This window comes from Paraburkholderia bannensis (genome assembly GCF_014200455.1).
In the GTDB taxonomy this organism is placed as follows: Bacteria; Pseudomonadota; Gammaproteobacteria; order Burkholderiales; family Burkholderiaceae; genus Paraburkholderia; species Paraburkholderia bannensis_A.
Window position 1 is genome coordinate 78696 of sequence record NZ_JACHBW010000021.1, and the last position, 22098, is coordinate 100793.

General features: G+C 65.0%; 19 protein-coding genes. 7 read left to right on the top strand and 12 right to left on the bottom strand.

From position 1 onward, the window contains the following. Window positions 1-134: 134 nt before the first annotated feature. A complete protein-coding gene (locus tag F4827_RS28710) occupies window positions 135-986 on the bottom strand; it encodes a helix-turn-helix domain-containing protein (RefSeq protein WP_409258869.1) in 852 nt (283 codons plus the stop codon). A 412-nt stretch (window positions 987-1398) separates the two neighbouring features. Between F4827_RS28710 and F4827_RS28715 the strand changes: the two genes are divergently transcribed. From F4827_RS28715 to F4827_RS28725, 3 genes are all read left to right on the top strand, one after another. Then, window positions 1399-1827 carry a hypothetical protein gene (locus F4827_RS28715; protein ID WP_183730340.1) on the top strand — a complete coding sequence of 143 codons (429 nt, stop codon included), beginning with the start codon at window positions 1399-1401 and terminating at the stop codon, window positions 1825-1827. Window positions 1828-1908: 81 nt separating this feature from the next. Then, window positions 1909-2703: a hypothetical protein gene (locus F4827_RS28720; protein ID WP_184123846.1), complete on the top strand. Its 795-nt coding sequence runs from the start codon at window positions 1909-1911 to the stop codon at window positions 2701-2703. Between the two features lie 141 nt (window positions 2704-2844). After that, window positions 2845-4149 (top strand): glycosyltransferase WbuB, encoded by a 1305-nt coding sequence (locus F4827_RS28725; protein ID WP_183730346.1) that lies wholly within the window; start codon window positions 2845-2847, stop codon window positions 4147-4149. Between the two features lie 158 nt (window positions 4150-4307). On the opposite strand, the gene F4827_RS28730 is transcribed toward F4827_RS28725, so the two are convergent. Both F4827_RS28730 and F4827_RS28735 read right to left on the bottom strand, forming a co-directional pair. Continuing rightward, window positions 4308-4463, bottom strand: coding sequence for a hypothetical protein (locus F4827_RS28730; RefSeq protein WP_167068239.1), 156 nt, complete (start codon window positions 4461-4463; stop codon window positions 4308-4310). Window positions 4464-4672: 209 nt separating this feature from the next. Beyond that, the gene (locus tag F4827_RS28735) at window positions 4673-5752 is read right to left on the bottom strand and encodes a hypothetical protein (protein ID WP_183730349.1); all 1080 of its coding nucleotides are present in this window, start codon (window positions 5750-5752) and stop codon (window positions 4673-4675) included. A 483-nt stretch (window positions 5753-6235) separates the two neighbouring features. Here F4827_RS28735 and F4827_RS28740 point away from each other — a divergent pair, with 483 nt between their 5' ends. Beyond that, complete coding sequence (locus F4827_RS28740) at window positions 6236-7324, top strand: AGE family epimerase/isomerase (RefSeq protein ID WP_183730352.1); 1089 nt, start codon at window positions 6236-6238, stop codon at window positions 7322-7324. Window positions 7325-7394: 70 nt separating this feature from the next. On the opposite strand, the gene F4827_RS28745 is transcribed toward F4827_RS28740, so the two are convergent. Beyond that, a complete protein-coding gene (locus F4827_RS28745) occupies window positions 7395-9023 on the bottom strand; it encodes a methyl-accepting chemotaxis protein (RefSeq protein ID WP_183730355.1) in 1629 nt (542 codons plus the stop codon). Between the two features lie 296 nt (window positions 9024-9319). On the opposite strand from F4827_RS28745, the gene F4827_RS28750 reads away from it, so the two are divergent. The 3 genes from F4827_RS28750 to F4827_RS28760 all read left to right on the top strand — a co-directional run bounded on the left by F4827_RS28750 (window position 9320) and on the right by F4827_RS28760 (window position 13910). After that, the gene (locus tag F4827_RS28750) at window positions 9320-9781 is read left to right on the top strand and encodes a PaaI family thioesterase (protein WP_183730358.1); all 462 of its coding nucleotides are present in this window, start codon (window positions 9320-9322) and stop codon (window positions 9779-9781) included. A gap of 168 nt (window positions 9782-9949) precedes the next feature. Next, window positions 9950-11758: a ShlB/FhaC/HecB family hemolysin secretion/activation protein gene (locus F4827_RS28755; protein WP_183730361.1), complete on the top strand. Its 1809-nt coding sequence runs from the start codon at window positions 9950-9952 to the stop codon at window positions 11756-11758. 49 nt (window positions 11759-11807) lie between these two features. Further along, window positions 11808-13910: a filamentous hemagglutinin N-terminal domain-containing protein gene (locus F4827_RS28760; RefSeq protein WP_183730364.1), complete on the top strand. Its 2103-nt coding sequence runs from the start codon at window positions 11808-11810 to the stop codon at window positions 13908-13910. Window positions 13911-14021: 111 nt separating this feature from the next. Here F4827_RS28760 and F4827_RS28765 read toward each other — a convergent pair whose 3' ends face one another. From F4827_RS28765 to F4827_RS28800, 8 genes are all read right to left on the bottom strand, one after another. Further along, window positions 14022-14870 carry an ureidoglycolate lyase gene (locus tag F4827_RS28765; RefSeq protein WP_183730367.1) on the bottom strand — a complete coding sequence of 283 codons (849 nt, stop codon included), beginning with the start codon at window positions 14868-14870 and terminating at the stop codon, window positions 14022-14024. Between the two features lie 47 nt (window positions 14871-14917). Continuing rightward, window positions 14918-15661 (bottom strand): SDR family oxidoreductase, encoded by a 744-nt coding sequence (locus F4827_RS28770; protein WP_183730370.1) that lies wholly within the window; start codon window positions 15659-15661, stop codon window positions 14918-14920. Window positions 15662-15782: 121 nt separating this feature from the next. After that, window positions 15783-16646 (bottom strand): amidohydrolase, encoded by an 864-nt coding sequence (locus F4827_RS28775; protein WP_183730373.1) that lies wholly within the window; start codon window positions 16644-16646, stop codon window positions 15783-15785. Continuing rightward, window positions 16643-17698: an aldo/keto reductase gene (locus tag F4827_RS28780; RefSeq protein ID WP_183730376.1), complete on the bottom strand. Its 1056-nt coding sequence runs from the start codon at window positions 17696-17698 to the stop codon at window positions 16643-16645. The genes F4827_RS28775 and F4827_RS28780 overlap by 4 nt, the downstream gene beginning before the upstream one ends. 63 nt (window positions 17699-17761) lie before the next feature. Continuing rightward, window positions 17762-19069 carry a UxaA family hydrolase gene (locus F4827_RS28785; RefSeq protein WP_260175468.1) on the bottom strand — a complete coding sequence of 436 codons (1308 nt, stop codon included), beginning with the start codon at window positions 19067-19069 and terminating at the stop codon, window positions 17762-17764. Further along, entirely contained in the window at window positions 19066-19410 is a 345-nt protein-coding gene (locus F4827_RS28790) for a UxaA family hydrolase (RefSeq protein ID WP_221303852.1), read from the bottom strand. The genes F4827_RS28785 and F4827_RS28790 overlap by 4 nt, the downstream gene beginning before the upstream one ends. A gap of 55 nt (window positions 19411-19465) precedes the next feature. Then, window positions 19466-20509 carry an ABC transporter permease gene (locus F4827_RS28795; RefSeq protein WP_183730379.1) on the bottom strand — a complete coding sequence of 348 codons (1044 nt, stop codon included), beginning with the start codon at window positions 20507-20509 and terminating at the stop codon, window positions 19466-19468. Beyond that, window positions 20499-22091, bottom strand: a complete 1593-nt coding sequence (locus tag F4827_RS28800; RefSeq protein ID WP_183730382.1) for a sugar ABC transporter ATP-binding protein — start codon at window positions 22089-22091, stop codon at window positions 20499-20501. Before F4827_RS28800 ends, F4827_RS28795 begins: the two co-directional genes overlap by 11 nt. Between the last annotated feature and the right edge of the window lie 7 nt (window positions 22092-22098).

Consider the following 22098-nt stretch of genomic DNA (forward strand, 5'->3'; position numbering starts at 1 on the left):
CGCCCGTCGTCGAAATGGAATGCGTGTGCTGTCTTCGCCCCGCACGGCGTTGCGCCGCGCGCTACGTACAGTTAGCGCTGGACCGCGCTATTCAGGTGAGTTCGCCCAAGCGGCGCTCATTGACCTTATTGACCTTATTGACCAATCGCGTCGTCCACCCGAACCCGGTGGCGGCTGCGATATTCGGTAGGTGAAACGCCCAGCCGGCTGCGGAATACCTTGGAGAGACGGTCGCCGTCGCGCATGCCGCTGCGACGCGCGATCTTGTCCACCGGCAGATCGGTGTTGACGAGCAACTGGCAGGTCAGTTCGAGCCGCACTTGCAGCAGGTAATCCGAGGGCGTCATGCCCAGCACGTCCTTGAAACGCCGCAGGAAATTACGCTCGCTCATCGCGAAGGCCTGGGCCGCGTCCGCCACCGAAATCGCGCGTTCGCAGTTCTCCTGCAGCCAGCGCGCCGACGCCCACACCTTGTCGCCCGAGGTGGGCCGCGAGGCATCGGCAAACAACGCCGAAAGCCGCGTGGAAAGACTCGGCAGCGCGCGCTCGCCCACCTTGCGCGCGGCGTCAGCGCCCATGTCGCGGCGAATCAGCACGAGCGCCGCGCGCAGCGCTTCGTGATGATCGTCGGCGCTCGCGTCCTCTTCCGAGCCCGCAAGACGCACGCGCTGACCGAACGGCGCGCCACCCTGCTCCGATTCGAGCCCGGCCGCTTTCAGCAACTGATGCCCTTCACCGATCGCGCGCACCTCGTCGCTCGCGGGCACCACGCGATGCAACCATGCCTTCAGGCGAGCGTCGCCCAGTGCATTGGCCACCGCGCGGCCACCGCCGATGAAAAGCGCGTCGAAACCGCGGATAGTCGAATCGCCCACTTCGTCGATCGCGGACGTCGCCAGCTTGAGCGACGACGAACAGGCCACGGCGCCCCCGTCTACCGAGAGCAGCCACACACGATAGGGCAGCGTCCTCGCGCCTTCGGACATTGCAAGATCGTTGGCCAGCTGGAATACCTCTGCCACCATCCCCGCGCCAAGCAGGGAAAAACCTTCAAACAGCACAATCCCGATTTGTCGGGTAACCCTTTCCCGGGTGACGCGCGTCGCGGTGTTTCTGGCCGACAGCGACGCGGCCGAACCTCGATCATCTATAACGACGTATGCCATGACTGTTCCCCAATGTGGACGGTCCGCTGGCTCCCTTGTTTCGCATTCCGCGATGCGATTTTATTGTTCCGTGTGCAGTGCATCATAGCTGGTCGAAATGCATTGCGCGTGACGTGACCGATTATGGCGAGGTGTTGGCGGATCAATAAATCGGATATTTATGTGGGGCTTCGCACATTGATAAGACGAGTATCGAACGCAATCCACCATTAAAAAATCCGAAAGTGATTCGATGAAAAAGTACTCGCTGGCACGGTTGCAGCATCGCAGCCCGGGCATTTGTGGAACCCATTCCGCTGCATCGCAGCATTCCATTCGAGCCCATTTTATAAGGCTTTTTGGCCGATTTCAGCGGATTCATGACGCATCGAACCTGGATAGATTGATTTGTCTGATTAAAACCCTGAATGCGTTTTCGGTCTCCCGGAAATTTTTGGCTATGGGCATCCAAGCAGTAACTGTTCCATTCAGAGGGATTTGCCGTGTTTTCCATCTGACGAATAAAGTTATCAATCGAAAGTTAAAAACGGGTTTTCCCCTACATTTCCTTTCCACGTCGATAAAGTACGAAAAAAACCACGGGAAAAATTGCTTTTGTATGGTGCATGGCAAAAAAATTCGGGTGCATTTACCGCGCGCGAACTCCCGGGTGGCCGATTAAGCCGAAGACTTGGCGACGGAGGCATTCTCGCGCGTAGTAAGGTGGTCCGAAAACCTTGAAGCGGGTCACGTCTTGTCTGGCGTGGCCATTCCCGGCGGCGCGCCATCTCGATACGACAAGAAAGGCCCGGCCATGAACACAGGGGTAAGGACTGAGAGCGGTCTCATGGACGAATTCATCAGGGAATTCGTTGGCGTCGTGCCGGCCGATCTGCTCGCAAGCATCAATGCGGCCATCGAGGCCGCGCGGCATGAATGGCAGCCGCCCGACGGGCGGCGGGCTTCGGCGGCCGCACGCCAGTTTGCCGATGCGATGCGTCTGCACGATGCATTTAGCGCGATGGAAGCGCAGGTTTGCGCGGCGGCGCGACAGTGGATCGGCCAGACCATGGCGCGAGAGCCGAACGACGCGCCCATTCATGTGCTGCGCTGTGTCGGGCCTCGTATGTCCGCACAGAGTTATTTGCGCCATTTCGATTCGCATGTGCTGACCGTACTGATTCCATTGCAGCGCGCGCCCGACGGCGATCAGAACGGTGACCTGATCGTGCATGTGCGCCGGAACCAACCGCTCGCGCCGCTCATGCATCTATTCACCAAGGCATGGCTCTTTTTCGAACACGGTCTGCCATTCGCACTGCGGCGCGCGATCGTCAATAGCGGCTTCAGCATGCGTCATTGCCGCCGCATTCGCTGCGAGCCGGGCAATGCCTATGTGTTCAACGGCCTCGTCACGCTCCATCACAATCTGCACGTTGCGGATGGCGAGCGCCGCTCGCTCATCATCCACCACTACGACGCGGGTCTCGAAGCGAGATTGCGCACCATGCTGCGCGTCGTGCGTCAGGTGCGCGACCGGCTTGCCGGGTACTCCTGATCGGTGAATGACCGTCTTGCGTCTGCGGGCGATTGTCCGATCGCCGCGAGATCGTGGCGGTCGCGCCGGTGTTTTGCCGCCTCATAATCGGCCACTCATGAGCGATATTCCGGCAATCCCCACAGCGCGCACGGAGGCCCAGTGAAGATCCTGATCTACGGCATCAACTACGCACCGGAAATGACCGGGATCGGCAAATATACCGGTGAGATGGCCGCGTGGCTCGCCTCGCGCGGCCATGAGGTGCGCGTGGTGACGGCGCCGCCCTACTATCCCGAGTGGCGCGTGACGCAGCCGTACTCGGCAAAGCGCTATACGAGCGAATCGCGCGACGGTGTCCAGGTCTCGCGCGCGCCATTGTGGGTGCCGTCGAAGCCGCGCGGCAAGGCGCGTCTCGTGCATCTCGCGAGTTTCGCGCTGTCCAGCCTGCCGCTGATGCTGCGCTTCGCCTTCTGGCGTCCCGACATAGTGTTCTGCGTCGCGCCCAGTCTGCTGAACGCGCCTACGGGATGGCTTGCCGCGCGGCTGTGCGGTGCGCATGCATGGCTGCATATTCAGGACTTCGAAGTGGATGCCGCATTCAAGCTCGACATTCTGCGCGGATCGTGGCTCAAGCGCACCGCGCTTGCGATCGAGCGCACGCTGCTCAAACGCTTCGACAGCGTTTCGACGATCTCCGGCAAGATGCTCGAACGCGCCGCCGACAAGGGGGTGCGCGCCGCGCAACTCGTGCGCTTTCCCAACTGGGCCAGCACGGATGCCGTATTTCCGCTCGGACGCACGAGCCGTCTGAAGGCGGCGCTTGGCATCGCTTCTGACGCCGTGGTGGTGCTCTATTCGGGCAACATGGGTCTGAAGCAGGGCCTGGACGTGCTGACCGACGCTACGCTCGCGCTCAAGGATCAGGCGGATCTGGCCTTCGTGTTTTGCGGCAGCGGCCCGGCGCGCGCGGCCATCGAAGCGGCTTGCGGCGAGCTGCCGAATTGCCGCGTGATCGACCTGCGGCCCGTCGAGGAGCTGAACGAACTGCTCAATCTCGCCGATATTCACGTCCTGCCGCAACGCGCCGATGCCGCCGATCTGGTGATGCCATCCAAGCTCACCGGCATGTTCGCAAGCGGTCGCGCGGTGATTGCAATGGCCAGCCCCGGCACCGAATTGCACGACGCGGTCGCGCCGCGCGGCATGGTGGTGCCTCCCGGCGACGCCCATAGCCTCGCCCACGCGATCCGCACGCTGGCCGACGATCCGGCGCGACGCGAGGAGTACGGCAGCGCGGGCCGCACATTCGCGGTGGCGTCGCTATCGCGCGATGCGGTGCTGGAGGATTTCGAGATGCGGCTACGCGCGGTAGGGCCTGCACGCAAGCAGCCGGCGATTGCGCGTGCCGGGGAAGAAAGCGCATCCGCGCTGGAACGGGTGCAAGACGCAAAGCATCCCGGCTGAAGTCAGCACGGCACTTTTTTCAGGCTCCAGAAGCAACAAAGCCGGCTCCTTTACAAGAACCGGCTTCGTTCGCTTCGTTTCGGTCGACCAGCAGATGGGCGGATAGTGCCCCGATTGCGGTCAGATCGTCGTAGCGATGTACAACAGTGATGAACAGCTTAGTCGCGCGGCAGGCCGAACGGCGCGTAGTGCGAGCGGCGGATGCGTTCGGCTTCGCGGGCACGCGCAGCATACGAATAATCGGCATCCATCGGCAGGTAGGGCGACGCGAAAAAGTCGTCCACCTTCTGGAGCAGTGCGAGGATAAAGCTCATGATGACTCCTGGTGAGGCGGAAGTTAAGGGTTTTCCCTGACTGAAAGCATTATAGGGTTTTCCCTGAGCCAACACCAGTGCAGTGCAACAAAAAAAGCGCGGCGCCGCGTCGCAGTCCGTCAGTAGGCCTGCCTATGCGTTGCCAGCGTTGCGCCGAGGCAACACATAGGCATCCTGCTATTTAGGGGTCGGAAAAAACGGCGAAACGATCAGTTTTTCGTCGTCTGATGCGTGCCCGACTGGGCGTGCGCCTTGGCTGCGGCGTGGGAAGCCGACTTGTCTTTCTCGGCCTTTTCAGCAGCCTTGGCCCTGGCGGCGCGTGCGGCATGGCGCGTGGGCGCGGAGGCCGATTGCGCACGGGCCGGCGCCGCAGCGGCCGGTGCGGCCACCGACGCAGCCGCCGCAGCGCCGGTTTCGACAGGCGGCGGCGCGTCCAGGCGGGCCGTGAGCTTGTCCAGCGCGGCCTGCTGGTTCTGCAGCAGAAGCTCGATGCGTTGCTGCTGGGCTTGTGAATCGGCCGAAAAGTTGGCCAGCATGGCGGTTTCCACCACCGCCACGAGCGTCGTCACCACGAGGGCCGCCACGGCCGCCGTGAGCATCCACCGGGTTCTGCGCGCCTGTACGGCCAGCGCGCCGGCAAGATCCGCCCGCGAGGTTTTATCCGCGTGCTCGTGGACCGGACCATGCACCGCCGCCTCGAAATCCGAGGCATGCACCACCGAGTTCAAATGCGCCGGACTGCCGCTTGCGCTCGTCGGCGCATAGGAGAAGCCGTTTGCGGGCTTCGCCGCGGCCTCGAGCGCGATTTCGGCAGGTTTGGGCGTCTCGACCGCTTCAGCGGCTGGAGCGCTTTCAGCGCTCGCAGGCGCCAAGGCCTGGTCAGCCTCGTCAGCCACGGCGGCAGGATGTGCAGGTTGTGCGGATGCGTCTGGTTGCAGCGGATCGGCGTGGAAAAACGGCTCGGCGGGATCGAGAACGGGGTCGAGCGCCGCTTCCTGCGCGAGCGGTGCGGTCTTCTGCCGCGCTGCGCGGCGCGCGGCGAGCGACGCCATCGCGCGGCTGACTTTCGGGCTCACGCCCTGGGTCGCGCCGACGAACTCCGGCACGGGGCCGTCCCCGGCGTGCCCAAATAGATCGAGGGTAGGCTCGGCGGGCTGGGCGTCCAGCGGGGCGCCGATCGTTGCGTCAGGCGACGCTGCGCGCCGGCGGGAAGTCGTGCCGCGCGCACTGCGCCCAGCTTCCGACGATTCATTCTCTGCGTTGTCTGCGTAATCTGCGTGATCGGCCATGGGTCAACGATGAGGCTCGCTTCGGATGAACTCGCGTCGCACGGCGGTCTAGCCTGGCCGCAGCCCGACAGCCGCGATCGCTCTTCGGGCGCCCGTGCGTCGATCTCGTCGATCGGCCTTTGCGCCCTGGACAGGCATCTTAGCCGCAAACGTTGCCGGTGTGCGTCCCTAAAATATGAAGTATCCATGACGCATCGACGCATCCGTCAAACCGATCAGTTCCGCAGCCCGTCCTCGCCGAACTCCTTGACGACTTGCAGCTTGCGCAGCGCCGTGCAGATTGCCTTGTACTCCATCGACGGCACGCGCGCCAGCACGATCATGATGAGCCGCGAGACGAGTTCGTTCCCGGCGGTTGAGCAGGGTGCGGTTTTCCTTGTCGTTGGCTGGCGCGAGCAAGCTTTAGAAAGGCATCGATTCGAGACGGATCGCGCCGCAGCGTACAATCGGCGGCACCGTATTCGTCCTGCGCACACGTCTTTCATGAACGCATTCACCGGCGCAGCCAGCCTGCGCGAACATTACGACCGCACCATCCTGCCGCTGTGGCGCGGCCCCGGCTTCAACGCCGCGTTGCGCCTGCCGCACGAAGCGCTAGACGCCAGCGGCGCGGCGTCCTTGCCCGACGCGCGCTACCGCGCCATGGCCTGCGCCCGCCAGCTTTTCGTGTTTTCGCAGGCCGGCGACGCCACGCACGCGCATGCGCTGTTCGAATCGCTGCGCCATTACTTTCAGGACCGCACGCATGGCGGATGGTTCTACAGCGTCGATCCGCAAGGCGCGCCGCTCGACACCACCAAAGACCTCTACACGCACGCGTTCGTAGTGTTCGCGTGCTCCGCCTACGGCCAGCGCTTTGGCGTAAGCGAAGCGCTCGACACGGCGCGCGAGACCTCCGCGCTGATCCTCGACCGCTTCAAGGCGCCCGACGGCCTGCTGCAATCGGCCCTCGACGCCTCGTTCGCGAACGTCACCGGCGGCCCGCTGCAAAACCCGCTGATGCATCTGACCGAAGCCTGGCTGGTGGCCCGCGAGGCCACCGGCGATGCCGCCTTCGACACCGCCATCACGCGGCTGTGCGAAGCGCTCGCGCGCGGCTTCCTGCACGCGCCCACGGGCTGCATCGCCGAATTGCCGCTCGGCGCGGCTGGCAACCGGCTGGAGCCGGGGCATCAGTTCGAATGGTTCTGGCTTGCCGCGCAGGCAGGCGAGAAGCGGCTGGGCGAATCCGGGCTGCAGAAGGCACTGGTGCGCGCCTTCGCGTTCGCGGTGAAGCACGGCGTGGACCCGCTCACGGGCGCGGTGGCGGCGGCGACCGACGAAAGCGGACGCGTGACCGACGCCACCCAGCGCATCTGGGCGCAAACGGAATACTTGCGCGCGATCGCCACGCACGGCGACACCGTTGTGCGCGCAACCTTAAACGGCCAGATCGAAAAATTCTCCGCTCGTTTTCTGACGCCGCAAGGCTGGATCGAATGCCGCGCCGCGAACGGCGACATCGCCCGCGCCGATATGCCTTCAACCACGCCCTATCATCTGCTCACGGCGTACAACGCGCTGGATCGATAGAAAGCAAACAGGGCGGCTCACTTGCATGGCCGCCCTTTCGTCAGGCTGAAACCAGACCGGTCTGAAACGCTCAGGCCGTCGCGAACGCCCCCTCCGGTTCCTTGCGCAACGTGCTCGCCGTCATCTCCGCGAGACGGCGGCCTTCGGCCAGCACCGCCGGCGAAATCTCGAATGCCGCCACGGCTTCGGCAAGCTGGCGCGTCTGCTGATGCAGCGAAGCCGCGGCAGCCGCCGCTTCCTCCACCAGCGCCGCGTTCTGCTGCGTCATCTGGTCCATCTGCGACACGGCCGTGTTCACCTGATCGATCCCCGCGCTCTGCTCCAGCGACGATGCGCTGATGCCCGCCATCATCTGCGTGGCGCGCGAAATCGAGGTGGACACTTCGCGCATCGACTCGCCCGCGCGCTCGACCAGTTCCGAACCGCCGCGAATCTGCGAGACCGATTCACTGATCAGCGTCTTGATCTCCTTGGCCGATTGCGCGCTGCGTTGCGCGAGTCCGCGCACCTCGCCCGCCACCACGGCGAAGCCGCGGCCCTGCTCGCCCGCGCGCGCTGCTTCCACGGCGGCGTTGAGCGCCAGAATATTGGTCTGGAAGGCGATGCCGTCGATCACGCCGATGATCTCGGCGATCTTGTCCGAACTTTGCGCGATCGCATGCATGCGCTCGACCACTTCGCCCACCACCGCGCCACCGCGCGAAGTCGCGTCGAGCGCGGCTTCGGCCAGTGCATTGGCTTCGCGGGCGTTTTCGGCGGTGTTGCGCACCGTGCCCGTGAGCTGCTCCATGCTGGCTGCGGTTTCTTCGAGCGAAGCGGCCTGCGATTCCGTGCGCGCCGAAAGATCGGCGTTGCCGGTAGCGATTTCGTCCGCGCCCACGTTAATGCCGCTCGCCGTCTCGCGCACCGTATGCACCGTGCGCGCAAGGCTCGCCTGCATCATCGCGATGCCGCGGAACAGCCGGCCGATTTCGTTATCGCCGCGCGCAGCCACGGTTTGGTCCAGACGCCCGCGAGCGATGCGGTCGAAGTGACGGCCCGCCTCCTCGAGCGGCACGACCACGCCGTTGCGCAGCCCGAAGTACACGCCGGTGGCCAGCGCGATCAGACCCAGCAGGATCACGATGCCCACGCCCTCGAATACGGCGAGGCGCGAATCGATCGACTCCAGCGAGCTGCGGCTGGCCGCGGCGCTAAAGCGCGCGAATTCCTGCAGCTCGGCCAGGTAAGCGTCCTGATACGACTGCGTCGGCTGGTCGAGGAAGGCCTGGATGTTGTTGGCGTTGAGGTCGTCCACCAGTTCGGCGAGCGCCTTGTGATAGACCTGATAACGCTGGCCGAGCGCCGCGACGCGGGCGCGGTCCTCGTCGTTGATCGGCTCGACCGCGTTGAGCGTGGCGAACGACTGGTCGGCCGCGCTCAGTTGCTCCTGGGCGTGGCCGATGATGTCGCTCGGCGCCGCGCCGCCGCGGATCAGGCGCGTGCCTGCGCGCGAGAGGTTGATGCGGGCGTCCATCAAATGCTGGGTGGTTTCGTTGGCGGCGCTGGCCTGGCGCAGCGCGACCTTGGAGAGATCCTTGACGTCGTCGTGGGTGCGGGTGAGCGACCAGAAGCCCAGCCCCTCGGTCACGAGCTGAAGTACGCAGAATGCGACTAGAACGCATAGAAGGCCGGAAGCGACCTTGATCTTGCTGAACATCTTGAACACCTGGGATGGCAGTGAGTGTGGGATCGGCGAACGCATGGGTATCGCGCGCGCCTCCACTGGGGTTTACGGCAGGAGCAAACGTTGTATTGAGCCTAAAAGTGTGAATTTTCAGCATTAAAACGGCGACAGATCGTTTCAAAACTGCAATGAGCCCGTTTTCGCGGCGATTCCATTCGTTTCCCACAACAATTTCTCGCGCGGCGGCCTTCGATTCACCTTGCGCCGCCGCAACTCGCTTCCTAGAGTGGTTATGAATTCATGCGGGCACAGTCCCGGGGAAGGCCGCCATGACCGATCTCGTTGACCGCGCACGCGGCGCGCTGATGGCGCAGCCGTTCAGCATGTTGCTGGGCACTGAATTGATGCACGTCGGCCCCAACGAGCTGACGCTGCGCCTGCCCGTACGCGACGAACTCAAGCAACAGCACGGCTTCGTGCACGGCGGCGTGATCTCGTATCTCGCCGACAATGCGCTGACCTTCGCGGGCGCGCTGGCCCTCGGGCCGCGTGTCGTTACAGGCGAATACAAGATCAACTATCTGAGGCCGGCGCTGTCGGGCACGCTGATGGCGCGGGCGCGCGTCGTCCACGCGGGGCGTCAGCAGGCGACCTGCCAGTGCAGCGTGTTTGTGATGGAGGACGGCAGCGAGCGGCTTGTGGCGCTCGCGCAGGGAACCGTCAGCAGGATGGCGGAAGCGGGCCGCCCGGAAGAATATGCGTCATATGCGTCATATGCGTCCGTCAAATGACGGAGAAAGCGCACGGGCCAACGCGCGGCCAGATTGCCTGAAAAGTTTCCGGATCTGCAAAACAAGGACAAATCCGCGCGCGCGCCTCATATTTCAAAAGCATTACGCTTGACCCTGATTCCTTGCAACCTCTAACCTCCGGCGCGTGATCAACCAGCCAGCGCCGCCGTGTCACCCTCCAGCAAGACCACCTTCGCCGCCGCCGCTCTCGCGATATACAGCCTGCCCACGCTCGCGCAAAGCGAGGGCGCGTCGTTCGTCGACGGCCTGCCGGGCGTCGATACACAACGCCTGCAGCAGCAGCGTCTCGAAGCGACCTCGAACAACGGCGCGCTTGGCGATGCGCTCGACGGCAATGCGCACAGCCGCGAAGCCGGCGCCACGGACCTCGCGCATCTGCCCGCAGAAACGCCGTGCTTCCAGATCGACAAGATCGAGATCGCCAATAATCCGTTCCGCTCGCTGTCTGGCGTGGTCGCGCCGGTGGCGGGCCAGTGCGTGGGTGCGCTCGGGCTGAAGGCGATCCAGGACGCCGCCACCAATGCGCTGATCGCCAGAGGCTATGTGACGTCGCGCGTGAGCGTGCCGCTGCAGTCGCTCGCGTCCGGCGTACTCAGGCTCGATGTGCAGGCGGGACGTGTAGGGGAAGTGCGCGACGAGTCCGCCGCGTTCGACGAATCGCCCGACGCATCGCCCGACGAATCGCCCGACGATCTCGCCCAGGCATCGGCGGCCGCGGCGCGGCCCGAAGCGATCGGCGCTCTGGCGCGCGCCCTGCCGCTGCAGCGCGGCGATCTGCTCGATCAGCGCGGCATCGACCAGGCGCTGGAGAATATCCGGCGTCTCTCCTCGCAGGCCAACGCGCGTTTCGACATCCTGCCGGGCGCGGTAGAAGGCGAATCCGACATCGTTCTGTTTCCCGGCGATCAAAAACGCTGGCACGCGGCGCTCGGCTATGACAACGCCGGACAGGCGGTCACCGGCAAGAACGAACTGTATGGCATGCTAACGATCGACTCGCCGCTGCATCAGTACGACCAGTTGCAGGTCGCCGGCCTGACGAACGCCGATCGCGGCGCGCCCGGCAAAGGCTCGACTCAGGCAAGCGCGTCCTACAGCGTGCCGTTCGGCTATTCGATGCTCACGCTCGATGCCTCGCGCAGCAGCTATCTGCAAACGCGCGCCTTCACGTTCGGCGAGGCCCAGTTCACCGGCGAGCAAAAAGGCGCGGGTGTGAAACTCGCGCGCGTCGTGCAGCGCGGCGCCACGTCGCGCACCGAACTGAGCGCACGCCTCTATCGGTCGATCAATCATCATTACGTGAACGACAGCTGGATCGACGTACAGGACCGCGACGTCTATGGCTACGAGCTTGGCGTATCGCATCGTCATTATTTTGGACGCGTGCAGGTGGATGCCTCGCTCGGCTGGCGCGCGACGTTGCGCGGCCTTTCGCGCGAGCCGGGCTATGTCCTTGACGATCCCCATTTCAATGGGCGCGAGCAGATCGAAACGGCCTGCGTTTCGGTGCTGGCGCCGTTTCGCTTGGCCAATCAACCGTTCTCCTGGCAGTTCGCATGGACCAGGCAAAACGCGCGCACACGCGTGACTTCTCCCGACTTTTTCACGATCGGCACCCGCTACGCCGTACGCGGCTTCGACCAGCAGACGACACTGGCGGCGGAAAGCGGCTGGACCGTATCGAACGAACTCGACTGGTACGCGCCAACGTCCTTTGGCGTGCAGGCGTTGTACGCGGGGCTCGACGCAGGGCGCGTCAGCGGGCCGACGGCGCAGTATCTGGCGGGTAACACGCTGGTGGGGACAGTGGTGGGCATCCGGGGCACGCTCGCGCCGAAGAATCGCTTTGCGGCCAGCGTCAATTACGACGTTTCGCTTGGCTGGCCGCTCTATCGGCCCGCAACGTTTCCCAATCGCACACCTACCATGCTGGTTCAGATAAGCGCACTCGTCTGAGCGCGTCTCCACGGCTTCCTCAATGCTTTATCCATTCACAATATTTAGCATGACAAAACATATCGACAATACCCGACTCTCCGGACACCCCCTCTGGTTCGCGGCCCGTGCCAGCGCGTTTGCCGCGCTCTGCGCCTTCGGCATGCAGCCGTTCGCCGCCAGCGCGCAGATCACGATAGACACCGGCGCTGCCGCCCGCGCGACGCTGGGCGCCTCGGGCAACGGCACGCAGCTCGTCAACATCGTGGCGCCGAACGCGGCCGGCGTGTCGAACAACCGCTTCACGCAGTACAACGTCGGCGCGAATGGCGTGATTCTGAATAACGCCACGCAAAACGTGCAGACGCAAACGGGCGGCGCGGTGCTGGCGAATGCCGCGCTAGGCGGGCGCAACGCCAATCTCGTGCTCATGCAGGTCACGGGCGGCCAGGCGTCCCAACTACTCGGCACGACCGAAGTCGCGGGCCGGGGCGCCAATGTCGTGCTCGCCAATCCGGCCGGCATTACCTGCTCGGGCTGCGGCTTCCTGAACGCGCCGCGCGTCACGCTCGCGACCGGCACGCCGATGCTCAACGCCGACGGCTCGCTCGGCGTCATCGACGTCAGGCAAGGCGCGATCGCCGTGCAGGGCAAGGGGCTGAATGCGTCGTCGAGCGCGGTCGATCTGATCGCGCGCGCGATCACCGTCAACGCCGAAGTACGCGGCAAATCGATCGATGCGATCGCGGGTGCAAACCGCGTGGACTACGCCTCGAACGCCGCCGCCGCGCAACAAGGCGCGGGCGCGAAGCCGCAGGTGGCAATCGACGTGCAATCGCTCGGCAGCATGTATGGCGACGGTGCGGTGCGGCTCGTCGGCACCGAGGCCGGTGTCGGCGTGCGCGACAATGGCGCGCTCACTTCGTTGACGGGCAACCTCAGCATCGCATCGAACGGCGACGTCTCGATCGGCGCGCCTGCGCGTCTGAACGCGGGCAGCGGCGTCGACATCCGGGGCGTCAACGTGCGTAACGACGGCGCCATCGCGGCTCAGGCGGTGGGCATGGTCGGCCAAAGCTCGTTGACCCAGACCGGTACCCTCGCGGCGACGCGCGACGCCACGCTCTCCGGCGAACAATTGACGCTTTCCGGCGGCAGCATCAAAGGCGCGGCAGTCGCGCTCCAGGGCGGCAACATCAGCAATCAGGGCGCGACGGTGAGCGCCGTCCAGCAACTTTCGGTCAACGGCGCGCGCGTGAACAACGCGGGCACGCTCAGTTCCGGCGGGGCTGTCAGCATTGGCGCAGCGGATACGTTCACGAACGCGAAGGGTGTGGTGCTCGCCCAGAACACCGTGCAATTCAACGGCGGCACGCTCGACAACAGCAACGGCAGGATCGACGTCGCGCAAGGCGACGTGAGCGCGCAAGCGCAGCGTATCGTCAACGCAAATGGCACGCTGCGCGGCGCTAACGCGTTGCGGCTCGACGCCCAGAATCTGGACAACACGAAGGGCACGCTCGCGACGGCAGGCAATGCGACGATCGGCGCATCCGCCGGCATCGTCAACACGGACGGCGTGATCGACATCGGCAACAGTGCATCCGTTCGCGCGGGCACGACGTTCCTGAACACGCGCGGCAGCCTGAAAGCCGGCGAACTGGCGACGCTGGAAGCCGCCACCATCGATAACGGCAACGGCGTGATCGCCAGCACGCGCGGCACAGCGCGGCTTGGCGCAGGCACGATCCTGAACGGCAACGGACGCATCGCCTCGGCGGACCGTCTGAACGTGACGGCGGGCGCGCTCGATAACGCGCACGGCACGATCGCGGCACAAGGCTTCTCGACCGTCGAGGTCAACGGCAAGTTGAACAACGACGGCGGATCGATCGTCTCGAAGGAAATCGTCGCGGGCACGGCGGGTTCGCTGTCGAATGTCGGCGGGACGATTTCCGGCGACATACGCGAACGCGGCGGCAATGGCAGCAATGGGGGCACGGTGCCGCCGCAACCGCAACCCGAGCCGAACCCGAACGCCTTCGATCCGGGCCCGGGTTACGTGCGCGTCGCGATGCAGGACTATGACGCGAACCGGTACCAGTCCGGCTTCTTTGGACCGGACGGCTACTTCTACGCTTATGTCGGCAGCGTCGTGCAAGCCATGCGCTAAACGCTGATCGCCACGGCACCGCATTGCGCCATCCGCGCGATGGCATGACGCAAACGGGCCCCGCCATGCATCACCGCATGGCGGGGCCCGTGCCGTTGCGGCCAACCGCGCTTACTGCGCCGCGCGCGTCTTCTGCTGTTGCACGCCCAGACCTTCGATACCCAGGCGCACGGTCTGACCCGCCTTCAGATACACGGGATTCGGCTTCACGCCCATGCCCACGCCCGGCGGCGTGCCGGTGGAAATCACATCGCCTGGCTGCAGGCTCATGCACTGCGAGACATACGAGACGATCTTCGCGACCGTGAAGATCATCGTGCGCGTATTGCCGTTCTGGTAGCGGTGGCCGTCCACTTCGAGCCATAGCGAAAGATTCTGCGGATCGGGCACTTCGTCGCGGGTGACGAGCCACGGGCCGGTCGGGCCAAAGGTATCGAAGCCCTTGCCCTTGTCCCACTGGCCGCCGCGCTCGATCTGCCATTCGCGCTCGGACACGTCATTGACGATGCAATAGCCCGCCACATGGTCGAGCGCCTCGGCCTCGCTCACGTTCTTCGCGTGCTTGCCGATCACCACGCCCAGTTCCACTTCCCAGTCGGTTTTGGTCGAGCCGCGCGGGATTTCGATATCGTCGTTCGGGCCGACGATGGCGCTCGTCCATTTGTTGAAGATGACCGGCTCGGCGGGAATCGGCATGTTCGATTCGGCGGCGTGATCGGCGTAATTCAGGCCGATGCACACCATCTTGCCGATATGGCCCACGCACGCGCCGATGCGCGGATCGCCCCCGACCAGCGGCAGCGTATGCGGATCGATCGTGCGCAGTTGCGCGAGGCCCGCGTCGCAGAGCACGTCGCCCGCGATATCGGCCACATTGCCCGAGAGTGCGCGGATACGGCCTTCGGCGTCGAGCAGGCCCGGTTTTTCGTGCCCCTTCGGGCCATAGCGAAGCAGTTTCATCGTCTATCTTCCTTGTCTCTTCACAGATTATTTTGCGCAGCGCAGCGTCAATTCGACCAGCCGCCGTCGATAACATGGGCCTGGCCGGTCGTAAACGCCGATTCGTCCGACGCAAGATAGAGCGCCAGCGCGGCGATTTCCTCGGTCTTGCCCACGCGGCCCATGGGCTGGCGCGCGACGAAGGCGGCGCGCGCCGCCTCCACGCTGGTACCCTGCGCCGCCGCCTGCGCGGCGATGCGCTCCTCCAGCGACGGCGAAGCCACGGTGCCAGGACAGATCGCATTGCAGCGGATGCCGCGCGTCACGAAATCGGCGGCCACGGCCTTGGTCAACCCTATCACAGCCGCTTTGGACGCACCGTAGACGAAGCGGTTGGGCACGCCCTTCACGCTCGACGCCGCCGACGACATATTGATGATCGAGCCGCCGCCCGCCTCCAGCATCGCGGGCAGAAACGCGCGGATGGTGCGGAACATGGCCTTGGCGTTCAGATCGAAGGCGAAGTCCCAGTCGGCCTCGCTCGCTTCGAGAATCGATCCCGCGTGCACGAAGCCTGCGCAGTTGAACAGCACGTCGATGGCGCCCAGTTCCTGCGCGAACGAGGCGATGGATGCGCTGTCGCGCACGTCGAGCGTGCGCGCTTCGACGGGCAGTTTCGCGAGCGCGTCGATGCGCACGTCCGTGGCGATCACGCGCGCGCCTTCGCGTGCAAACAGTTCTGCGGCCGCGTAGCCGATGCCCTGGCCCGCCGCGGTGATCAAGGCCGTCTTGCCGGCCAGTCTTTGTCCCATCGTCCACTCCGGTCGATACGGTTAAAAGCGTGAATCCCGCGAATGCGGCCATTATGGCGAGCCGCTTTACGTCGCGGCGCTTTCGGCGGCCTTGTCTAACCGCCTGGACGACGGCGCAAAGCTAAGCCGTCGCGCCCGCACGATAAAACGCCGCCGCGTTACCGCCAAAGATCGCCGCCCGTTCGTGCGCGCTGAGATGGGCGAACAAACGCTGTGCGCTGGCGTGCCAGCGCGCGTAATCGCCGTTGAGATTGAGCACGGGCCAGTCGCTGCCCCACATCAGCCGATGCGCGCCGAAGCTCGCCAGCAGATGCGCAATGTAAGGGCGCAAGCTGTCATCGTCCCAGCCGGGCGCCGCTTCGGTGGCGAGGCCCGAGACCTTGCAGTGCACCTGCCCGAACCGCGCGAGCCGCGAGACGGCGTGCGACCAGGCTTCGAAACCCGCGGCGCCTGCGCGAATCGGCGGCTTGGCGCCGTGATCGATCACCACGCGCAGCGCGGGATAGCGCGCAAGAAAGCATTCGAGCGCAGCGGCATGACGCGTGAAGATCAGCGCATCGAAGGCGAGGTCGTGCGCGATGAGCGCCTGTACGCCGCGCGCGATGTCGGCGGTGGCGATCCAGTCGTCGGCAGGCAGGTCTTGCAGCATCGGGCGCACGGCGCGCAGTTTGGGATCGCACGCAAGATCCGCGATGATTTCAGCCGCGCGCGGATCGTCGAGCGGCGCCCAGCCCACCACGCCCGCAATCGACGCGTCGTTGCGCGCAAGGTCGAGCAGATAGCGCGTTTCTTCGATCGTGGGCGCGGCCTGCACGACTACCGTGCGCGCCACGCCGCAACGCGCACGCCATGGCGCGAGATCCTCGGGCAGAAAGCGCCGATAAAGCGCGCTGAGTTCAGGCGTGAACCAGCCATAGTCGCCGCGCGCGGGGTCCCAGTAATGCTGATGCGCGTCGATCTGCCCGGCGTCCACTTGCGGGTTCATCGCGCGGCGCATCCCGTTCCGGGCAGCGGCGCGCGCGCATCGATCAGCCCTTCGTCGCGCAAGGCCAGCCAGAAAACGCGCGGTAACGGCGTCTCGAACGACGCCGCGTTCTCGCGCAGTTCCATCGCACTGCGCGCGCCGGTTAGCACCGTCGCCACGGCAGGATGCGCATAGGGGAATTGCAGCGCCGCCGCCGCGAGCGGCACCTTGAAGCGTCGGCATACGGCATCGAGTTTCGCCACGCGCGCCACGACCTGCGGCGGCGCGTCGCCGTAATTGAACTTGCGCTCGCCCTCCAGCCCGCGCGCGAGAATGCCTGAATTGAACGCGCCGCCCAGCAGAATACTCACGCCGCGTTCGACGCATTCGGGCAGCAGATCGTCGAGCGGCGACTGTTCGAGCAAGGTATAGCGGCCCGCCAGCAGCGCGCAATCGAGATCGAATTCGCGCATCGCAGCGCGGATCGCTTCGCGCTCGTTGACGCCAAAGCCCACCGCCTTTACCGCCCCCGACGCACGCAGTTCGTCGAGCGCGCGAAAGCCGCCGCCTTCGCTCAGTTGCCGCCAGTAGTGCGCATTGCGTTCGCCGTGCGTGAACGTGCCGATGTCGTGCACCAGCAGAATGTCGATATCGACCATGCCCAGACGCTGCTGGCTATCTTCATACGAGCGCAGGATGCCTTCGCGCGTGTAGTCGTAAATCGCCTCGAACGGCAACGGATTCTGCCATCCCTCGCTGCCGTCGTAGGCATGCGTGCGCGGCACGAAGCGGCGGCCCACCTTGGTCGACAGCACGTACTCGTGGCGCGGATAGCGCCGCAACGCCGCGCCCAGCCGGTGCTCGGCCCGGGTGTGGCCGTAATGCGGCGCGGTATCGAACAAACGCACGCCGACTTCCCACGCGGCATCGACGGTTGCCTGCGCCTCTTCATCGGACAGGTCGCGATACAGGCCGCCAAGCGGCGCCGTGCCAAGACTCAGCGCGCTCACCTCCAGCTTTGTTTGGCCGATGCGGCGACGTTGCGCGATATGCGGGGCGTGCTGCGGCGTCATGCGGACGAACTCCTTGCGATGCGTGTGCTCAGATCAGTGTTCAGTCGTGTACTCGACCCAGCTTCAATGCGATGCAACGACGGGAATCGCCACACGCGCGCTCGCGGGCAGGCACGCGGGGCCCACCGGCTCGAATGTCTTGTAGGTGAGGATGAATTCCTGATGCCCGAGCGACTCGGACTTCGAGCGCGCGCCGCGTGACACCTCAAGCGTGACGTCGTACACCTCGCGCCCCACCTCTTCGAGCGTGGCGCGGCCTTCGAGGATACGGCCCGCGTCCACATCCATATCGCCGGCAAGATTGCGATACGTAAGCGGATTCGCGCAGACCTTGATGACGGGCGAGAGCGCCGAACCCACCACCGAACCGCGTCCGGTCGTGAAGAGGATCACATGCGCACCGCACGCGATCAGCTCGGCAATTTCTGCGTTGTCGCTGATATTCGGGAATCCGAAGCGTGGTTCGCCGTCCGGCACCACGTCGAGCAGATAGAGACCGCCCGTGGGCGGTATGTCGCCTGGCTTCACGATGCCGACAATCGGCGATGCTCCGCTCTTGGCGTATGCGCCCAGCGATTTTTCTTCCTGGGTGGTGAGGCCGCCATCGGCATTGCCCACCGCGAACGAACCATGCCCGAGGATCGAGTAATAGCGCGCCGCCTTCGCCACGCACGCGACGATTTCCTCGCCTAGCTCGGGCCGCGCCGCACGGCTTTTCATGTGGTATTCGCAGCCCACCAGCTCGCCCGTTTCCTCGAAGAGACATGCCGCGCCCGCCTCGATCAGGCGATCGAAGGCGCGCCCCACCGCGGGATTCGCGGTGATGCCGCTCGTGCCGTCCGAGCCGCCGCAAATCGTGCCGACCACCAGTTCGTCCAGCCGCATCGGCACTTTCTTTTGCAGCGCCAGTTGCGCGCGCGCCTCGCGCACCCAGTCCATGCCGTACTGGATCGTACTGCGCGTGCCGCCCTTTTCCTGGATCGTCAGCACCTCGACGGGCCGGCCGCTCGCGCGCACCTGCTCGACGAGATAATGCTTGTTCATGCTCTCGCAACCCAGCGAAACGAACAGCACCGCGCCCACGTTGGGATGCGTGGTGAGGCGCGTCATCATCTTTTCCGCATAGCCGTTCGGATAGCAGCCCGGGAAGCCGATCAGATGCACGGGCGCTTCGCCTGGTCCATCGGCATCATTGAAGGCATCGAAGGGTTCGCGAAACTGTGCGACGATTTCGCGCGCCACATGATGCGCACACTCGACCAGATAGGCGACGGCGACCACGTTGCGGATGCCCTTGCGGCCATCGCTGCGCGGCCAGCCTTCGAGCATCGGCGACGGTTCATTCGGCGAAGGGAAGTGCGTTTCGCTCATGATGTTTCCTGGTGCGGGATGAACTCGCGGCCCGCGTCGTGCGTGTACGTTGGCAGATAGTCGCTTTCGAGGTTGTGCGTATGCAGATGCTCGCCGCGCGCCACATCCATCGTCACATGACCGATGCGCGCGCCGTAGCGCAGCACTTTTTCTTCCTTCGACAAGGCGCGCCGCGCGACCTTGTGGCCAAGCTCGATGGTCTTCGCGAGCGTCACGCGTTCGCCCTCGATATCGAGCGTCTCGCCAGCGGGCAGGCGCGCTGCTGCGATCAGACAGTTGTCGTCGGGCGCGAGCAAGATGAGGCGGGCATCGGTGCCGCTTTTTATGACGCGATCGTTCAAGGCGTGTCTCCGGGCTGCCGTTCCAGGCTTCGGTTTCGGGCTTCGGCTTCGGACTTCAGTTCTGGGCCTCGCCGCCCGCCAGCCGCGCCACCATCAGCGAGCCGAGGATGATCGCGCCGTAGATCGCCTGCACCCAGAACGACGGCACCTGGGCGAGCGTCAACAGGTTCTGCACCACGCCAAGCAGCAAGACGCCCAGCAGCGCTCCGAACATCGTGCCCTTGCCGCCGTCGAGCGAAATCCCGCCGATCACCGCCGCCGCGAACACCGTGAAGATCATGCCGTTTCCCTGATTCGCGTTGATCGCACCGACATAGCCCGTCACGATCAGCCCACCCAGCGCCGCCAGAATGCTGCCAAGCACGAACACGCCCCACGTGATGCGCTCCACACGGATGCCTGCCGCGCGCGCCGCATCGGGATTGCCGCCGATCGCGTAGAGCGCGCGGCCAATGCGGTGGTAGCGCAGCATGAACGCCGCGAACGCGAAAGCCGCCGCCGCCAGCCACACCGAGAGCGGCAAGCCCAGCACGATGGTTGTCGCCAGCGCGAAAAACGACGGCGGCATATCGAACAGCGTGCCGCCCCTGGTCGCCCCAACCAGCATGCCGCGCAACACGATCAGCATGGCCAGCGTGACGATGAAGGCGTTCAGACGCAGCCGCACGACGAGAAAGCCGTTGACGAAGCCAATCAGCGCACCCACGCCAACAATCATCAGCAATCCTGCCAATGTGGGCCATTGCGTGCCGAATCCCGCCGATGCTGCCGGCATCACCAGCATCGCTCCCACGGCAGGCGCAATGCCCACCGTCGATTCGAGCGAAAGATCGAACTTGCCCGTCAGCACGATCAGCGATTCGGCCAGCACCACCAGCGCGAGCGCGGCCGATGCGCCCAGCACGCTGATCAGATTCGCCTTCGTCAGAAAGCTCGGACTGACAAAGCCGCCAATCGCAATCAACAGCACCAGCGCAGGCAACAACGCAAGATCGCGCAGGCGTGCGAATTCGACGCGCGGCCTGGCGCGGCGGCCGCCCGTGTAAGCCACATCGGCTTGCGCCGCCGCGAGCGCCGGACTGGAAAGACTAGGCTTCATGAAGATCGACTCCTTCAACCGATGCAATCAGTTCGTGGTCCTGCCAGCCCGCTGCGAATTCCGCCACCACGTTGCCGCGAAACATCACGAGCACGCGGTCGCAAGTGCGCAGATCGTCGAGTTCGCTCGACACTACGAGCACGGCCTTGCCTTCGTCGCGCACGCGGTCCACGACCGAGAGCAGCGCCTCCTTCGATTTCACGTCCACGCCTGCGGTGGGATCGATCAGCACGAGCACTTCGGGATTGCTCGCCAGCGCGCGCGCCATCACCACTTTCTGCTGATTGCCGCCCGACAGCCCCGACACCACATGCTCCGGTCCCTGCGCGACGATGCCGAGCGCCTCGATCATGCGTCGGCCAACCCGATGCTTTTTCGCGGGCGGCGCAAAACCCAGACGCCCGAGCAAACGCGCAATCGTCATCGAAGCGTTTTCAGCAATCGATTGTGTGAGCACGAGCCCCTGGTGATGGCGATCCTTCGGCACGCAGCCCACGCCATGCGCAAGGGCGTGCGGCACGTCGCCGGGCTTGAGCGCCGCATCGTTCACGCGGATCTCGCCTTGCGTTTGCGCGGTGAGGCCGGCGATCGCTTCGCCCACGCTCGTGCGCCCGCTGCTGGTCGCGCCCGTGAGGCCCACGACTTCGCCGCGCCGCACCTGAAACGACACGCCGCTGTAATCCGCGCCGTCAATGCCGCGCACGTCCAGTGCGATGCGCGCATCGGCAGGCAAGGCTGGACGCGCCGCCGCATCGGCGACATTGAGGCCGCCGCTCTCGCCCGTCATCGCCTCGATCAGACGTTCGCGCGGCAATTCGGCCACGCTCGCGCTGACGATATGGCGTGCATCGCGTAGCACCGTCACGGCCTGGCAAATCTCGTACACCTCCTGTAAATGGTGCGAGATGAACAAAAACGTCACGCCTTCGCGCTGCAGTTCGTCGATACGGCGAAAAAGCCGTTTGATTTCTTCGCCGTCGAGTTGCGCGGTGGGTTCGTCGAGAATGATGAAACGCGCGCCGTACGAGAGCGCCCGCGCGATTTCCACCAACTGCCGCGCCTCGACCGTGAGATCGCCTGCGCGCGCGTTCTCGCGCACATCGATGCGCCAATGATCGAGCAGCGCGCGCGCATCGCGGCGCATGGTGGTCCAGTCGATCATGCCGCGCCTGGAGGGCTGACGATTGATGAACAGATTCTCGGCGACGGTGAGATCGCGAATGATCGTCGAGTGTTGATAAACGCAGGCGACACGCTCGCGCCATGCATCGCGCTCGGCGATGGAAGGCGCGGCCTCGCCGTTGAAACGCACCGTGCCTTCGTCGGGCTTGCGCAGGCCCGTGAGGATCGACACGAGCGTCGATTTTCCCGCGCCGTTGCGTCCCACCAGCGCATGCGATTCGCCCGCCATCACGCGCAGGCTCACGTTCGAGAGCGCCGCCGTGGAGCCAAAGCGCCGCGTCACGCCGGTCGCTTCCACCACGGGCGGCAGCGCTTTCGCCGCGCGCTCGCGCGACAGGGTGATCGACGCGGGCGGCGCGGGCGGCGCGGGCTCTAGACGACCATGACTTCGATCGTGCATCTGATCG

Coding starts and splice junctions, on each gene's coding strand:
- F4827_RS28730 (WP_167068239.1), bottom strand. CDS start 4,463: ATGAGCTTTATCCTCGCACTGCTCCAGAAGGTGGACGACTTTTTCGCG.
- F4827_RS28775 (WP_183730373.1), bottom strand. CDS start 16,646: ATGAACCCGCAAGTGGACGCCGGGCAGATCGACGCGCATCAGCATTAC.
- F4827_RS28800 (WP_183730382.1), bottom strand. CDS start 22,091: ATGCACGATCGAAGTCATGGTCGTCTAGAGCCCGCGCCGCCCGCGCCG.
- F4827_RS28750 (WP_183730358.1), top strand. CDS start 9,320: ATGACCGATCTCGTTGACCGCGCACGCGGCGCGCTGATGGCGCAGCCG.
- F4827_RS28780 (WP_183730376.1), bottom strand. CDS start 17,698: ATGACGCCGCAGCACGCCCCGCATATCGCGCAACGTCGCCGCATCGGC.
- F4827_RS28795 (WP_183730379.1), bottom strand. CDS start 20,509: ATGAAGCCTAGTCTTTCCAGTCCGGCGCTCGCGGCGGCGCAAGCCGAT.
- F4827_RS28740 (WP_183730352.1), top strand. CDS start 6,236: ATGAACGCATTCACCGGCGCAGCCAGCCTGCGCGAACATTACGACCGC.
- F4827_RS28770 (WP_183730370.1), bottom strand. CDS start 15,661: ATGGGACAAAGACTGGCCGGCAAGACGGCCTTGATCACCGCGGCGGGC.
- F4827_RS28715 (WP_183730340.1), top strand. CDS start 1,399: ATGAAAAAGTACTCGCTGGCACGGTTGCAGCATCGCAGCCCGGGCATT.
- F4827_RS28785 (WP_260175468.1), bottom strand. CDS start 19,069: ATGAGCGAAACGCACTTCCCTTCGCCGAATGAACCGTCGCCGATGCTC.
- F4827_RS28760 (WP_183730364.1), top strand. CDS start 11,808: ATGACAAAACATATCGACAATACCCGACTCTCCGGACACCCCCTCTGG.
- F4827_RS28710 (WP_409258869.1), bottom strand. CDS start 986: ATGTCCGAAGGCGCGAGGACGCTGCCCTATCGTGTGTGGCTGCTCTCG.
- F4827_RS28745 (WP_183730355.1), bottom strand. CDS start 9,023: ATGTTCAGCAAGATCAAGGTCGCTTCCGGCCTTCTATGCGTTCTAGTC.
- F4827_RS28735 (WP_183730349.1), bottom strand. CDS start 5,752: ATGGCCGATCACGCAGATTACGCAGACAACGCAGAGAATGAATCGTCG.
- F4827_RS28765 (WP_183730367.1), bottom strand. CDS start 14,870: ATGAAACTGCTTCGCTATGGCCCGAAGGGGCACGAAAAACCGGGCCTG.